A 12,508-nucleotide genomic window follows, 5' to 3' on the forward strand; every position below is an offset into this window, starting at 1 on the left:
GATGGAGACTGCTCAATGACGCCCGTGCTCACCGACCCGCGCCTGATCGTCGGCCTGGACCTGCCCTCCATCGACGCGGCGCGCGCCATGGTCGAGCGGCTGGGCGGCGTGGTGTCCTTCTACAAGGTCGGCCTGACCCTGCTGGCGCGGCCCGGCGGCGTCGCCTTCGCCCATGAACTGCGCGCCCAGGGCAAACAGGTGTTCCAGGACTGGAAGCTCCATGACATCGGCGCCCAGGTCGAGGGCGCGGCCCGCTCGGTGGCGGAGGGCGGCTGCGACCTGCTGACGGTGCACGCGGAGCCCCAGGTCATGCGCGGCGCGGTCAAGGGTCGCGACGCCGCCGGGACCGGGACCAAGCTGCTGGCCGTCACTGTCCTGACCAGCCTGTCGGACGCCGACCTCGGCGAGCTGGGCTACGGCTTCACCGCCGCCGAACTGGTCGAGCGCCGGGTGCGCCAGGCCCTCGACTGCGGCGTCGACGGCGTCGTCTCCAGCCCTCTGGAGGCCGCCAATGTCCGTCGCATCGCCGCCGAGGCGGGGCGTCCGGACTTCCTGGTGGTCACCCCCGGCGTGCGGCCCGAGGGCGCCGAAAGGGGCGATCAGCAGCGCGTGGCGACGCCGCGCGCGGCCCTCGAGGCGGGGGCCACGCACCTGGTCGTGGCCCGGCCGGTGATCGGGGCGGACAATCCGCTGACCGCCGCTTCGGCCATCGTCGAGTCGATCGACGGGATCGCGAACTAGGCGTCAGCCGCGCTCGCCGGGCTCCTGGCGGTATTCCTGCCGCGGCGGGGCCGGGCGGCGCTCGCGGACGCGCGGGGGCGGCTCCGCCCGCGGCGGCTCGGGCAGATAGGCGGGCGGATAGGGCGCAGCCTCCCGCTCGTGGCGGATCTCGTATTCGCCGTAGGCCTCGAATTCCTCGCGGCTTTCGTAGGCTTCGTAGGATTCGAAGCGGCTTTCCTCATAGGACTCGTGGCGTTCGCTGTAGCCGTAGCGGCCGCCGCGATCCTCCGATTCCCAGTATTCGTAGCGGCCGCCGCACGACGGCGCCCGGCGTCCTTCGCGCCCGAAGCCGGTGACGACATAGCCGAAGGGGGCGCTGGCGCAGGCCAGGGCGCGCGGGTCGATGTCGTAATAGACCGGCGTCCCGACGTAGCCATAGCCGCCGGCGTCGCCGCCATAGCCGCCGCCGACATAGACGCTGCCGCCGTAGGAGCCGCCGCTGCGATAGCTTCCGGCTTCATAGGTGCGGGCGTTGAGATAGGACTGGGACGAGGCCGCCGCCGAGGCGCGGGCGTTGACGTTCACATTGATGTTCGTGCTGCCCCCGCCCCCGTGACCTCCATGGCCGCAGCACGGCCCGGGCGGCGGCGTGTGGCCGCCGCGGGGTCCGCCGGCGAGGGCGGGGGAGGCGGCCGCCAGGGTCAGGGCGGCGATCGACAGGACGAGAAGGCGCATGGGACGGACTCCAGAGTCCGTCCCTCCCTAGGTCTCGAGGCCGCTCAGGGGGTGAGGTTGCACCGCCGGAGCGAAATCACGGCGGCGCATTCCCCCGCCGCGGGTCAGCGATCGTAGAGATAGACGTCCGGGCAGCCGCAGCCGTCGTAATGGCGGTGGTCGCTGCGCTCGCGCGCCCAGCGCGCCGACGGCGGCCGGTCGTCGTTATAGCCCCACTCATCGCGATACCCCTGTCGCGGCCGCGCGGCGTAACGCGGCGACTGGTAGCCGTAGCCGGACCCGTAGCGGTCGTAGCCGTGTCCATACCCGTAGCCGCGTCCGGGATAGGCCTGGCCCGGATAGGCCTGGCCTGGGGCGGGGACGCGGACATAGACCGGCGGGCCATAGCCGTCGGCCCAGTCGCCGGTCTGGACGTAGGACCGGGTCTCCACCTCCGACAGGGGCGTGCCTCCGACGGGTCGCCCGGACGGCGTGACGTACTGCGGCTGCCCCCAGGTCTGGGCGGCGGCGGGAAGGGCGGTCAAGCCAAGGACGAACAGGCCGCCGACGACGGCGAGGGGGCGGATCATGGCGAAGCTCCGGGAAAAGAGCCCGGTTAACGCTGTTCTGCAGAATTCGGTTCGCGGGGATCAGAAGTCGACCGCGAGACCCTTCTTCTCCCAGTCGCCGTAGCGTGTAGGCTCGGGGCCGCGCGGACCACCGTGTTCGGGCGCCAGCGCGGCGTCTTCGGCGGCCCTGCGGCGTTCGGCCGCCTCCAGCAACGCCCGGCGAGCGGGCTCGCTCAGCGGCCGCTCCGGCGTGGCGTGGGGCACGTCGGCGTTGAAGATTTCAGCCGCGTCTTCAGCGGCGGGGGCGTCGGGGGTGGGATGATCGGTCACAGCGTCCTCGCCTTGAGCCAAAGCGTTGATCTCCACAAGTTAGAACCTCGCCTCCCCGGCGCCAGTGACGCCCGAGCCTAATCCGTATGAACCACCTGAAGACCTTCACCCTGCTGGCCGCGCTGACCGCCCTGTTCGCCGGTATCGGCTACATGATCGGCGGCGCCACCGGCATGCTGATCGCCCTGGTCTTCGCCGGCGGGATGAACCTGGTCAGCTACTGGAACGCCGACAAGATCGTGCTGCGCATGTATCGCGCCCAGCCCGTCGACGAGAACCACCCCAACGCCGTGGTCCGCACCTATGTCGCCGACGTTGTGCAGATGGCCGAGGGGGCCGGCCTGCCGCGCCCGGTCATCGCCATCATCCCGACTGACCAGCCCAACGCCTTCGCCACCGGCCGCAATCCCGCGAACGCCGCCGTCTGCGCCACCACCGGCCTGCTCGACATGCTGACCCGCGACGAGATCCGCGGCGTCATGGCCCACGAACTGGCGCACGTGAAGAACCGCGACACCCTGACCATGACGGTCACCGCCACCATCGCCGGCGCCATCGCCGCCCTGGCCAATTTCGCGATGTTCTTCGGCGGCGGGGACGACCGCGAGCGCCCGGGCGGCTTCATCGGGACCCTGGCCCTGATGATCCTCGCCCCCATGGCCGCCGGCCTGGTGCAGATGGCCATCAGCCGCTCGCGCGAATACGAGGCCGACCGCGTCGGGGCCGAGATCGCCGGCGACCCCGCTTCGCTGGCCTCGGCCCTGCAGAAGATCGAGGCCTATTCGAAACGCATCGTGAACCACACCGCCGAGCGCAATCCGGCCTCGGGCCAGCTGTTCATCATCAATCCGCTGGCCGGCCGCGGGGCCGACAACCTGTTCTCGACCCACCCGGCCACCGGCAACCGCGTCCGCGCCCTGATGGAGCTGGGCGCCAAGATGGGGATGGGCGGGCGCCCGGCGGCCTTCGTCACGCCCTCGTCGCGCATGTCGACGCCGGCCTCAGAGGCCCCCGCGACCCGCCCCTCGACCAGCGTTCCGACCACCCCGCCGGATCGTCGCGGCCCTTGGGGCTGATCCCGCCGCAATCCGGCCCTTGCATCGCGGGGCCTGTGGCCCTTTAAGCGCGCGAAACGTCTCCCCGCGTTCGCCTGAAGGACCTCTTGCCCATGACTGCGCCCAAGACCGCCCCGAAGAAGGTCGTGCTCGCCTATTCCGGCGGCCTGGACACCTCGATCATCCTGAAGTGGCTGCAGACCGAGTACGGCGCGGAGGTGATCACCTTCACCGCCGACCTGGGCCAGGGCGAGGAGCTGGCGCCGGCGCGCGAGAAGGCGCTGAAGATGGGCATCAAGCCCGAGAACATCTTCATCGACGACCTGCGCGAGGAATTCGTGCGCGACTTCGTCTTCCCGATGTTCCGCGCCAACGCCCTGTACGAGGGCCAGTATCTGCTCGGCACCTCGATCGCCCGCCCGCTGATCGCCAAGCGCCAGATCGAGATCGCCCGCCAGCTGGGCGCGGACGCCGTCTGTCACGGGGCCACGGGCAAGGGCAACGACCAGGTCCGCTTCGAGCTCGGCTACTACGGCCTGGAGCCCGACATCCGGGTCATCGCCCCGTGGCGCGAGTGGGAGTTCAAGTCGCGGGAGGCCCTGCTGGACTTCGCCGAGAAGCACCAGATCCCGATCTCCAAGGACAAGCGCGGCGAGGCCCCGTTCTCGGTCGACGCCAACCTTCTGCACTCCTCGTCGGAAGGTAAGGTCCTTGAGGATCCGGCCGTCGAGGCCCCCGAATTCGTGCACCAGCGCACCATCTCGCCGGAGGCCGCCCCGGATGAGGCGACGGTCATCACCATCGGTTTCGAGAAGGGCGACGCCGTCTCGATCAACGGCGAGGCGCTGAGCCCCGCGAACCTGCTGACGGCCCTGAACCAGTACGGCCACGACAACGGCATCGGCCGCCTCGACCTGGTCGAGAACCGCTTCGTCGGCATGAAGTCGCGCGGCGTCTATGAGACCCCCGGCGGCACCATCCTGCTGGCCGCCCACCGCGGCATCGAGTCCATCACCCTGGACCGCGGCGCCATGCACCTGAAGGACGAGCTGGCGGTCAAATACGCCCACCTGATCTACAACGGCTTCTGGTTCTCGCCCGAGCGCGAGATGCTGCAGGCCGCCATCGACCACTCCCAGGCCAAGGTCTCGGGCACTGTGCGGGTCAAGCTGTACAAGGGCAACGCCACGGTCATCGGCCGCGAGAGCCCGCACAGCCTGTACGATCAGGACCTCGTCACCTTCGAGGAAGGCGTCCAGGCCTACGACCACCACGACGCCGAGGGCTTCATCAAGCTCAACGCCCTGCGCCTGCGCGTTCTGGGCAAGCGCGACGCCCGCGATCGCGGCTGACAACGGGCCGGCCGGGACGCCTTTGGGCGCGCCCGGCCGCTTCGCCGCTAGAAATAACCTCGCCGCGGACACGGAATGGCGCCACCCTGCCGTCAGGAGCATGAGCTCCCTCGACGTCTTGCAGGAAACCCAGATGTCCTTCCGAACCCTCCTCGTCGCCTCCGCCGTGCTCGCTTTCGCGGCCCCCGCCGCCGCCCTGGCCCAGACTGCGCCGGCCACGCCTCCGCCGGCGACGGCCGCGCAGGCCCCGACCCCGGAACAGATCGCCCTCGAGGCCAAGGCCGACGCCTTCAAGGCGCGCATGGAGGCGATGGCGGGTGAAATGCGCACCGTCATCACCGCCTCGGGCGGCGACCAGGCCAGCGCCAACTCACAACTGGACGCCATCGCCGCGCGCTATCAGCCGGAGGCCGACGCCTTCGCCGCCGAGGTCGTGGCCCTGATCAACGCCGAGGCCGCCAAGAGCACGGACGAGGCCGAGAAGGCCCAGATGCTCGCCGCAGCCCCGCAGGTGCAGACCGCCATCGGCTCGATCCCGGGCCAGATCCGGGCCAGCCTCGTGGCCGCCGCCTCGGCCCCGGCCGCCGCTCCCCAATAGGGCTTCATCGCTGTAGGGCGGTCGCCTCGTCGCCGCCTTACAGCGATTTCACTTGAGACTGGACGGCGTTCGGCGGACCTTGCGGGACCTTTCAGGAGCTCTCGCCATGATCAAGGCCCTGTCGCTCGCCGCCGCCCTCGCCCTTCTGCCGCTTTCGGCCTCAGTCGCCCATGAGATGCGCGGCCCGGCGGAAGACGCCCTTGAGGCCGCCGCGGAGGCCTTCGAAGCCCGCATGGAGGAGTTCGGCAAGCGCGCCGAGGCGATCTCCGACGACAAGTCCCTGACCGACAACCAGAAGGAAGCGCGCATCGCAGTCCTCTGGAACACTGAGTACCAGGGCGACGTCGAGGCCTTCACCCGCCTGGCCACCGAGCACGCCGGCGACATCGCCGCCGAGGCCCTGGCCGAGGTCGACGTCGAAGCGGTGGTCGCAGAGGCCATGGCCGAAGCCCAGGTCGAAGCGGAGGCCGAAATCGCCGGCGCCGTGGCCTCAGCCCAGGGCATGGCCGTCAACGGCGCCTGGGCCTCGAACGACCCCGAGCACATGGCGACCTACGGCCTGGTGGCGGAATACGCCGCCGGTGAGGCTCTGGAAGCTCTGGACGAGATCGACGCCGAGGTGGACATCGACGTCGACGTCGATGTGGACGCCGAAGACGTCGCTCCGGCCACCGCCCCGGCCGCGCCGCAAAACTGAACGGTGCTTGACGGCTTGACCGCCTGACGCGACACGGCGGCCATGTCCCGCCTGCCCGTCGACCCGCATCTCTATCTGACCTTCCTCGGCGTCATGGCCGTGATGGCGCTGACGCCGGGTCCGGCCAATCTGTTCTCGGTCGCCAACGGGGTGCAACGGGGCAAGGCCGGGGCCCTGGCCGGCGTCGTCGGCATGAACGTCGCGACCCTGGTGTGGTTCGGCGCCGCCGCCCTGGGTCTGGGCGCCCTGGTTCACGCCTTCCCCGAGATTTTCCGCCTCATCTCGATCGGCGGAGCGCTCTATGTCGTCTGGCTCGGGATCAACGCCCTGCGGGGAGCCTTCCGCACCGCCGCCGATCCGAACGCGCCCGTGGTCCGCCTCGGTCGGAGCGCCATCGTCGACGGCTTCATGGTCCAGATCGCCAATCCGAAGGCGATCCTGTTCTTCACCGCCGTCCTGCCGCCGTTCCTGGATGTCGAACGCCCCGCCGCTCCCCAGCTCGCCCTGTTCGCCTGCGCGACCATCGGCATGGACGTGCTGTCGATGTCCGCATACGGTCTAGGTGGCGCAGCCTTGGCGAGGCGGATGTCCGAACCGCGATTCCGTCGCGGATTCGCGCTTGTGACCGGTGTTCTGCTTCTCGCTGCGGCCGGACTTATTGTTTCGCGATTATAACGGCTTGTCTCTGATCGGAACCACGCTGTTCATGTGCCGTTCAGCAGGAATGGCGCTTCCTGAAGCGTCAAGGAGAACTTCCATGAAAACCCGTGTCCTCAAGCCCTTGCTGCTGGCGGCGACGGCAGCCCTGGCGCTCTCGGCCTGTGCGACCGCGACCCCCTATGGTCCAGCGGGACCGGATAGCCGCTACGGCTATTCAGACCAGCGGATCACCTCCGACCGCTACCGCATCAACTTCTCCGGCAATTCGGTGACCTCGCGCGATCAAGTCGAGATGTCGCTGCTTCTGCGCGCCGCCGAACTGACGCTGGAGAGCGGCAACGACTGGTTCGCGACCGTCAACCGCGTGACCGACCGCAATGTCCGCTACAGCTCCACCGGGGATCCCTGGTACGGCATGTACGGCTCCTACTGGGGCCCGTCCTGGCGCTACTATCACCGGGGCTACTGGAGCCCGTGGGGCGGCGGCCCTTGGGGTCCCGGCTGGGGCCCCGGCTATGACACCCGCGAGATCGATCGGTACGAAGCTTCGGCGGAGATCCTGGTCGGTCGGGGGGCCAAGCCGGCCGACGACGCCAACGCCTTTGACGCCCGTGAGGTCGTCCAGAACCTCGGACCGCTCGTAGCGCGTCAGGCGGCGCAATAAGGATCAGGGCCCCGGGCGGATCGCTCGGGGCCTTTTTCCTTTGGAGGCTCAGCCCAGTCGCGGCGTCTTGAGGCGGCGCTTGTTGGCGTGGCTCTCGGGCGCCGAGCCCATCTCTTCGGGTAGTTCGCCCTTGAAGTAGAACCGCTGCCAGGCCTCCTTGGCGGCGTTCGGATCACCGGCGGCGAGCCGCTTGTTGAAGTCGGTCCGCTGGCGGTTCCAGGCTTCGAACTGGCCCTTCATCACCGGATTGGACTCCAGGGTCCGGATCACCGGCTGGATCGTCTCCACCTTGTGGTGCTCGACCGGCAGGATGAAGCAAAAGGGCTCGCCGCGCTCGAAGCGGATGCGGCCCGGGCGCGTGAACAGCCAGTTCATGGTGAAGGGGAAGGGCAGCCAGTCGGTCTCGATGATGCCGACGAGCGGCTGGATCCCGTCCTTGATGTGGTTCGGCGCGCCCGAGCACATCAGCCCCCACCCCGGCGGGGTGCGGAACAGGTATTGCGGATGCATCGTCAGTACGCCGCGCGTGAAGTGCGAGGTGACGACCTGCTTCAGGTTCGGATGCGGCCGGTCCGGGGTGATGAGGATGTCGTCCTGGTTCGGGCCCCCGTTCCATTCGGCGGTGAAGCCGATCGGGCAGAGGATTTCCCAGCCGGTCGTGTTGGCCATGTTCAGGGGCAGGCAGCGATACGGGTGCCGCGCCGCGAAATTATCCATCCAGTCGCGCGCTTGCCGCCCCGGCACCAGATCGCAGGGCTGGTCCGACATCGGGTAGCATTCCAGTTCCACGGCGGCTCTCCGGACGGTATCGAAGGATGATCCATCCTCCCTAGCTGCGCCCGATGACCGAACACAAGACGCCCGATCTTCCGCTCCAACCGGCTTTCGACCGCGACCGCCTGCTGGCTTGGTTCGAGGGCCACGGCCTGGCCCAGACGACGCACCACCACCCGGCCGTCTTCCGCGTCGAGGAGGGGCTGGAGCTCAAGGCCGCCATGCCCGGCGCCCACACCAAGAATCTGTTCCTCAAGGACAAGAAGGGTCAGCTGTGGCTGATCTCGGCGCGCCAGGACACGGTCATCGACCTGAAGCGGGCGCCCCGGACCATCGGCTCGGACCGGCTCAGCTTCGGCAATGAGGGGCTGCTCTACGAGACCCTGGGCCTGACACCGGGGTCGGTGACCGCCTTCGGCCTCGTCAACGACCCGGAACAGCGCGTGACCTTCGTGCTCGACAAGGCCCTGTGGGACGCCGAGGTGGTCAATTTCCACCCCCTCACCAACACCGCCACCACGGCCATGTCCCAGGCCGAGTTCCGGAAATTCCTGGCGCTGCTGGGTCGGGAACCGATCGTCGTCGACTTCGAGCGTCTGGAGGGCTGACGCCTAGGCGGCGTTGAACCGGCGGCGGGCCGAAAGGCAGTAGCCGATGGTCACCACCATGCCGAGGATAATCGCCGCGCAACCGCCGATCAGCGCCACGTCGAACGGGGCGAAGACCCAGAGGCCGGCGTAGACAAGGCCGCTGAGCGCCATGGACCAGCCGCCCACGCGATGCACCTGTTGCGCGGCGGCGCTGGGCGCGAACTGTTTGGGCATGCGGTTTCCGTACCAGGCGACCTGCAGGCCGATGGCGCACAGCACGATCCGGGTCGTCGTATCGCTATCGATCCAACCCTGCTGTCGCGCGAAGCTGGCGCCGAGCGCCAGGATCAGGACGGCGGCGGCGGAGGCGAGGGCGTGCCGGATTTCACTCTTCATCTCGCAGTCTCCTTGTCGGGGCGGGGCGCTTCCGCGCCGAGGCCGAACGAATGGACGAAGCCCAGCAGCGCTTCTTCGAGCACCGACAGCTTCAGGTGATAGATGACGGACTTGCCGGCCTTCTCGGCGTGGACCAGGTCGGCCTCTTTCAGCACGGCGAAATGCGCCGACATGGTCGGCTTGGAGACGTCGAACTGATCGGCCAGATCGCCAGCGCTCATCGGCCCCTGGCGGAGAAGTTGCAGCACCCGGCGGCGGGTCGGATCGGAAAGGGCTCTAAAGACTTGGCTCATGATGAGATGATTAGCTAATCATCGAAATGAGTCAAGAGCGGTCTGAACACGGTCATGCGCTTGCAGCGTCCTGCGGCCGTCGTCGAGGCTGGTGACGGAGTGGATCGCGGTCAGGTCTCAGCGATTGAGCTTATGCAGGCCCAGCATTGATCGCGGCTGACTTTCCGCCCGTCCCCTGCTAGAGCCCCGCGCGTCTCCCCGACCTCCAGCCTTACGGACGCCGCCATGCCCGCCGCTCCCGACTTTCCCCCCGCGCCCGACCGCGTGGCGCCGAAGCGCGCCCTGATCTCGCTGTCGGACAAGACCGGGCTGGAGGACGCCGCCCGCGCCCTGCACGACCTCGGCGTCGAACTGGTCTCGACCGGCGGCACTCGGGCCGCCATCGCCGGTTTCGGCCTGCCGGTGAAGGACGTCGCCGACCTGACCGGCTTCCCGGAGATGATGGACGGCCGGGTCAAGACCCTGCACCCGGTGGTGCACGGCGGCCTGCTCGGCGTGCGCGACGCGCCGTCCCATGCCGCCGCGATGTCCGAGCACGGCATCGGCGGCATCGATATCGCCTGGATCGACCTCTATCCGTTCGAGGCCACGGTGGCGTCGGGCGGCGGCTTCGAGGCGGCGGTCGAGAACATCGACATCGGCGGCCCGGCCATGATCCGCTCTGCGTCGAAGAACCACGGCTATGTCGCCGTCTGCGTCGACAAGGTCGCCGTCGACGAGGTCCTGGCCGCGCTCAGGACCGACGGCGCCACCTCGCTCGAGCTGCGCAAGCGCCTGGCGGCCCGCGCCTTCGCCCGCACCGCCGCTTATGACGCCGCCGTCTCGGGCTGGTTCGCGCAGCAAGTCGGCGACGAGGCCCCGGCCCGCAAGTCGATTTCCGGCTCCCTGGCCCAGACCCTCCGCTACGGCGAGAACCCGCACCAGACGGGCGCCTTCTACCGCACCGGCGAGCGTCGTCCGGGCGTGGCCTACGCGGAACAGCTGCAGGGCAAGGAGCTGGGCTACAACAACATCGCCGACGCCGACGCCGCCTATGAGCTGGTCGCCGAGTTCGAGGCCCCGGCCGTCGTCATCGTCAAACACGCCAACCCGTGCGGCGTGGCCGTCGGCAAGGACCTGTCGGAAGCCTATGCGCGGGCCCTCGAGTGCGACGCCGTCTCGGCCTTCGGCGGAGTGATCGCGGTCAACCGTCCGCTGAACGGCGACGACGCCCGAGCCATCACCGGCATCTTCACCGAGGTGGTCATCGCCCCCGGCGCCGATGAGGAAGCCAAGGAAGTCTTCGCCGCCAAGAAGAACCTGCGCCTCCTGATCACCGACGGCCTGCCGGACCCGCACGGGGCGGGCGAGGTGTTCCGATCGGTCGCCGGCGGCTTCCTCGTGCAGTCGCGCGACCGCAGCCTGATCAAGCCGTCCGACCTGAAGATCGTCACGCGCCGCCAGCCGACGCCGACAGAGATCCAGGACATGCTGTTCGCCTTCACCGTGGCCAAGCACGTCAAGTCCAACGCCATCGTCTACGCCAAGGACGGCCAGACCGCCGGCATCGGCGCCGGCCAGATGAACCGCCGTGACTCCGCCCGCATCGCCGCCATCCGCGCCAAGGAAGCCGGCGAGGCCAAGGGCCTGGCCCACTCCCTGGCCGAGGGGTCGGCCTGCGCGTCGGAAGCCTTCTTCCCGTTCGCCGACGGCCTGCTCGAAGCGATCGCCGCCGGCGCCACGGCGGTGATCCAGCCGGGCGGCTCGATGCGCGACGCCGAGGTCATCGCCGCCGCCGACGAGAAGGGCATCGCCATGGCCTTCACGGGCGTGCGGGTCTTCCGGCACTGATTCCGACGCCGATCAGGATCGTCGCGGCTCGACCGGACGATCCGGCGGCCGCAGGCGTCCTCGACGCCCTGTCGAACGCCCTGCAGGCGATCACCGGCGACGACGGCCGCGGCTCATTCAGCGACGCAGACATGTCGCAGGCGGATGCGGCCTTCCTGCTGGCGTTCGACGAAGGTGGTCAGGCCGTCGGCTGCGGCGCTCTGCGCCCCCTCGACCGGTCCGGGATCGGCGAGGTGAAACGGATGTTCGCCGCGCCGCACACGCGAGGCGTCGGCAGCGCCTTGCTGCTGGCGCTCGAAACGGCGGCGCTGGAGATGGGCTACAGGGCGCTGTGGCTGTCCACCCGCCGCGTGAATCGACCCGCCGTCGCGTTCTACAGCCGGCATGGCTACGCCGAGATCGAGCCGTTCGGTCGCTACGTGAACCGTCCTGAGTCCGTCTGCATGGGCCGCCAGCTTCACCGCTGACGCTGGCCAATGGCGCCGCGGCCCGGCTAGATGGCCGAATGGACACGCTTGCCGCCCGCTGGTCGCTGCTCGAACCCCGCATCGCCGTCGTCGGCCCGGACGATGACCGCCCGCGCCCGGCGGTGATCCTGTTCCACGGCTGCGGCGGCTTACGGGACCACCTGCCGCGCTACGCCGAGGTCGCGAAGGCCGAGGGCTGGCGGGCCTTCATCGTCGATTCCTACGGGCCCCGTGGCTGGAACCGCGCCTTTGCACTGAGCACGGTCTGCACGGGCCTGCTTCTACGCGGCTGGGAGCGGGCGGGGGACGTGTTGGCGGCGCTCGACGGGATTTCGAAACGCCCCGACGTGGACGCCTCGAAGATCGTCCTGGCCGGCTGGAGCCACGGCGGCTGGGGCATCATGGAGGCGCTGAGCGCCGACCGCTCCCGCCCGGCGCTGGGCGTCGCCGACCCCGGCTCCGTGCCGCTGACGGGGGTGCTCGGGACCTATCTGGCCTATCCCTACATCGGCATCGCCGCGGTCAACCGAATGCGGGCGTGGAAACACTGTCCCAAGACCCTGGCCGTCATCGCTCGCGCCGACCATCTGACCACGGTGCGCAATGCGGAGCGGGTCCACGAGATGGTCCGCAACTGCGGCGCCCATGTCGATACCTGGATCGCCGACGGCACCCACAGCTTCGACGAGCCATCTGGCCAGCCGCCCATGAAGTACGACCCGGACCTGACGGCCGAAGCCCTGCGTCGCTTCGGGGCCCTGCTGCACGACACCGCGACGGCTCCGGCGCCGTAGGAGTT

The 12,508-nt window shown here is 69.4% G+C and carries 17 protein-coding genes; 11 read left to right on the plus strand and 6 right to left on the minus strand.

Annotated features, from left to right (window positions below):
* Window positions 1-24 precede the first annotated feature (24 nt).
* A complete protein-coding gene (gene pyrF, locus ASC65_RS00760; protein ID WP_156459525.1) occupies window positions 25-741 on the plus strand; it encodes an orotidine-5'-phosphate decarboxylase in 717 nt (238 codons plus the stop codon).
* A 3-nt stretch (window positions 742-744) separates the two neighbouring features.
* Here the strand turns inward: pyrF and ASC65_RS00765 are convergent, their stop codons facing one another.
* The 3 genes from ASC65_RS00765 to ASC65_RS00775 all read right to left on the minus strand — a co-directional run bounded on the left by ASC65_RS00765 (window position 745) and on the right by ASC65_RS00775 (window position 2,333).
* On the minus strand, window positions 745-1,455 hold the full coding sequence (locus ASC65_RS00765; RefSeq protein ID WP_056448143.1) for a hypothetical protein: 711 nt from the start codon (window positions 1,453-1,455) through the stop codon (window positions 745-747).
* A 104-nt stretch (window positions 1,456-1,559) separates the two neighbouring features.
* Window positions 1,560-2,024 (minus strand): hypothetical protein, encoded by a 465-nt coding sequence (locus tag ASC65_RS00770; RefSeq protein WP_056448146.1) that lies wholly within the window; start codon window positions 2,022-2,024, stop codon window positions 1,560-1,562.
* Window positions 2,025-2,084: 60 nt separating this feature from the next.
* A complete protein-coding gene (locus ASC65_RS00775; protein ID WP_082525843.1) occupies window positions 2,085-2,333 on the minus strand; it encodes a DUF1674 domain-containing protein in 249 nt (82 codons plus the stop codon).
* Window positions 2,334-2,419: 86 nt separating this feature from the next.
* Here ASC65_RS00775 and htpX point away from each other — a divergent pair, with 86 nt between their 5' ends.
* From htpX to ASC65_RS00805, 6 genes are all read left to right on the plus strand, one after another.
* Window positions 2,420-3,409: a zinc metalloprotease HtpX gene (gene htpX / locus ASC65_RS00780; protein ID WP_056448150.1), complete on the plus strand. Its 990-nt coding sequence runs from the start codon at window positions 2,420-2,422 to the stop codon at window positions 3,407-3,409.
* A 92-nt stretch (window positions 3,410-3,501) separates the two neighbouring features.
* Window positions 3,502-4,740: an argininosuccinate synthase gene (locus ASC65_RS00785; RefSeq protein WP_056448153.1), complete on the plus strand. Its 1,239-nt coding sequence runs from the start codon at window positions 3,502-3,504 to the stop codon at window positions 4,738-4,740.
* A 100-nt stretch (window positions 4,741-4,840) separates the two neighbouring features.
* The gene (locus ASC65_RS00790; RefSeq protein ID WP_056448156.1) at window positions 4,841-5,338 is read left to right on the plus strand and encodes a hypothetical protein; all 498 of its coding nucleotides are present in this window, start codon (window positions 4,841-4,843) and stop codon (window positions 5,336-5,338) included.
* A 106-nt stretch (window positions 5,339-5,444) separates the two neighbouring features.
* The gene (locus ASC65_RS00795) at window positions 5,445-6,035 is read left to right on the plus strand and encodes a hypothetical protein (RefSeq protein WP_082525808.1); all 591 of its coding nucleotides are present in this window, start codon (window positions 5,445-5,447) and stop codon (window positions 6,033-6,035) included.
* A 42-nt stretch (window positions 6,036-6,077) separates the two neighbouring features.
* On the plus strand, window positions 6,078-6,710 hold the full coding sequence (locus ASC65_RS00800) for a LysE family translocator (protein ID WP_056448164.1): 633 nt from the start codon (window positions 6,078-6,080) through the stop codon (window positions 6,708-6,710).
* An 82-nt stretch (window positions 6,711-6,792) separates the two neighbouring features.
* Window positions 6,793-7,359 carry a CC0125/CC1285 family lipoprotein gene (locus tag ASC65_RS00805; protein ID WP_056448167.1) on the plus strand — a complete coding sequence of 189 codons (567 nt, stop codon included), beginning with the start codon at window positions 6,793-6,795 and terminating at the stop codon, window positions 7,357-7,359.
* 48 nt (window positions 7,360-7,407) lie between these two features.
* Here the strand turns inward: ASC65_RS00805 and ASC65_RS00810 are convergent, their stop codons facing one another.
* Window positions 7,408-8,148, minus strand: coding sequence for a DUF6065 family protein (locus ASC65_RS00810; protein WP_056448170.1), 741 nt, complete (start codon window positions 8,146-8,148; stop codon window positions 7,408-7,410).
* A gap of 53 nt (window positions 8,149-8,201) precedes the next feature.
* Here ASC65_RS00810 and ASC65_RS00815 point away from each other — a divergent pair, with 53 nt between their 5' ends.
* The gene (locus ASC65_RS00815) at window positions 8,202-8,741 is read left to right on the plus strand and encodes a prolyl-tRNA synthetase associated domain-containing protein (RefSeq protein WP_056448173.1); all 540 of its coding nucleotides are present in this window, start codon (window positions 8,202-8,204) and stop codon (window positions 8,739-8,741) included.
* Between the two features lie 3 nt (window positions 8,742-8,744).
* Here the strand turns inward: ASC65_RS00815 and ASC65_RS00820 are convergent, their stop codons facing one another.
* Window positions 8,745-9,119, minus strand: a complete 375-nt coding sequence (locus ASC65_RS00820) for an SdpI family protein (RefSeq protein WP_056448176.1) — start codon at window positions 9,117-9,119, stop codon at window positions 8,745-8,747.
* Window positions 9,116-9,412: an autorepressor SdpR family transcription factor gene (locus tag ASC65_RS00825; RefSeq protein ID WP_056448178.1), complete on the minus strand. Its 297-nt coding sequence runs from the start codon at window positions 9,410-9,412 to the stop codon at window positions 9,116-9,118. The genes ASC65_RS00820 and ASC65_RS00825 overlap by 4 nt, the downstream gene beginning before the upstream one ends.
* A 225-nt stretch (window positions 9,413-9,637) precedes the next feature.
* Between ASC65_RS00825 and purH the strand changes: the two genes are divergently transcribed.
* The 3 genes from purH to ASC65_RS00840 all read left to right on the plus strand — a co-directional run bounded on the left by purH (window position 9,638) and on the right by ASC65_RS00840 (window position 12,503).
* Entirely contained in the window at window positions 9,638-11,242 is a 1,605-nt protein-coding gene (purH, locus tag ASC65_RS00830; protein WP_056448182.1) for a bifunctional phosphoribosylaminoimidazolecarboxamide formyltransferase/IMP cyclohydrolase, read from the plus strand.
* Between the two features lie 131 nt (window positions 11,243-11,373).
* Window positions 11,374-11,709 carry a GNAT family N-acetyltransferase gene (locus tag ASC65_RS00835; protein WP_156459503.1) on the plus strand — a complete coding sequence of 112 codons (336 nt, stop codon included), beginning with the start codon at window positions 11,374-11,376 and terminating at the stop codon, window positions 11,707-11,709.
* Window positions 11,710-11,747: 38 nt separating this feature from the next.
* A complete protein-coding gene (locus ASC65_RS00840) occupies window positions 11,748-12,503 on the plus strand; it encodes a dienelactone hydrolase family protein (RefSeq protein WP_056448188.1) in 756 nt (251 codons plus the stop codon).
* Window positions 12,504-12,508: the final 5 nt, after the last annotated feature.

The sequence above is a fragment of the Brevundimonas sp. Root1279 genome, assembly GCF_001425945.1.
In the GTDB taxonomy this organism is placed as follows: Bacteria; Pseudomonadota; Alphaproteobacteria; order Caulobacterales; family Caulobacteraceae; genus Brevundimonas.

What these genes read in the sequence shown, in the direction of transcription:
- ASC65_RS00825 (WP_056448178.1), bottom strand. Translation starts at nt 9,412, where the DNA reads ATGAGCCAAGTCTTTAGAGCCCTTTCCGATCCGACCCGCCGCCGGGTG.
- ASC65_RS00770 (WP_056448146.1), bottom strand. Translation starts at nt 2,024, where the DNA reads ATGATCCGCCCCCTCGCCGTCGTCGGCGGCCTGTTCGTCCTTGGCTTG.
- ASC65_RS00840 (WP_056448188.1), top strand. Translation starts at nt 11,748, where the DNA reads ATGGACACGCTTGCCGCCCGCTGGTCGCTGCTCGAACCCCGCATCGCC.
- ASC65_RS00785 (WP_056448153.1), top strand. Translation starts at nt 3,502, where the DNA reads ATGACTGCGCCCAAGACCGCCCCGAAGAAGGTCGTGCTCGCCTATTCC.
- ASC65_RS00790 (WP_056448156.1), top strand. Translation starts at nt 4,841, where the DNA reads ATGAGCTCCCTCGACGTCTTGCAGGAAACCCAGATGTCCTTCCGAACC.
- ASC65_RS00800 (WP_056448164.1), top strand. Translation starts at nt 6,078, where the DNA reads ATGTCCCGCCTGCCCGTCGACCCGCATCTCTATCTGACCTTCCTCGGC.
- ASC65_RS00795 (WP_082525808.1), top strand. Translation starts at nt 5,445, where the DNA reads ATGATCAAGGCCCTGTCGCTCGCCGCCGCCCTCGCCCTTCTGCCGCTT.
- ASC65_RS00765 (WP_056448143.1), bottom strand. Translation starts at nt 1,455, where the DNA reads ATGCGCCTTCTCGTCCTGTCGATCGCCGCCCTGACCCTGGCGGCCGCC.
- ASC65_RS00805 (WP_056448167.1), top strand. Translation starts at nt 6,793, where the DNA reads ATGAAAACCCGTGTCCTCAAGCCCTTGCTGCTGGCGGCGACGGCAGCC.
- ASC65_RS00815 (WP_056448173.1), top strand. Translation starts at nt 8,202, where the DNA reads ATGACCGAACACAAGACGCCCGATCTTCCGCTCCAACCGGCTTTCGAC.
- ASC65_RS00835 (WP_156459503.1), top strand. Translation starts at nt 11,374, where the DNA reads ATGTCGCAGGCGGATGCGGCCTTCCTGCTGGCGTTCGACGAAGGTGGT.
- purH (WP_056448182.1), top strand. Translation starts at nt 9,638, where the DNA reads ATGCCCGCCGCTCCCGACTTTCCCCCCGCGCCCGACCGCGTGGCGCCG.
- ASC65_RS00820 (WP_056448176.1), bottom strand. Translation starts at nt 9,119, where the DNA reads ATGAAGAGTGAAATCCGGCACGCCCTCGCCTCCGCCGCCGCCGTCCTG.
- htpX (WP_056448150.1), top strand. Translation starts at nt 2,420, where the DNA reads ATGAACCACCTGAAGACCTTCACCCTGCTGGCCGCGCTGACCGCCCTG.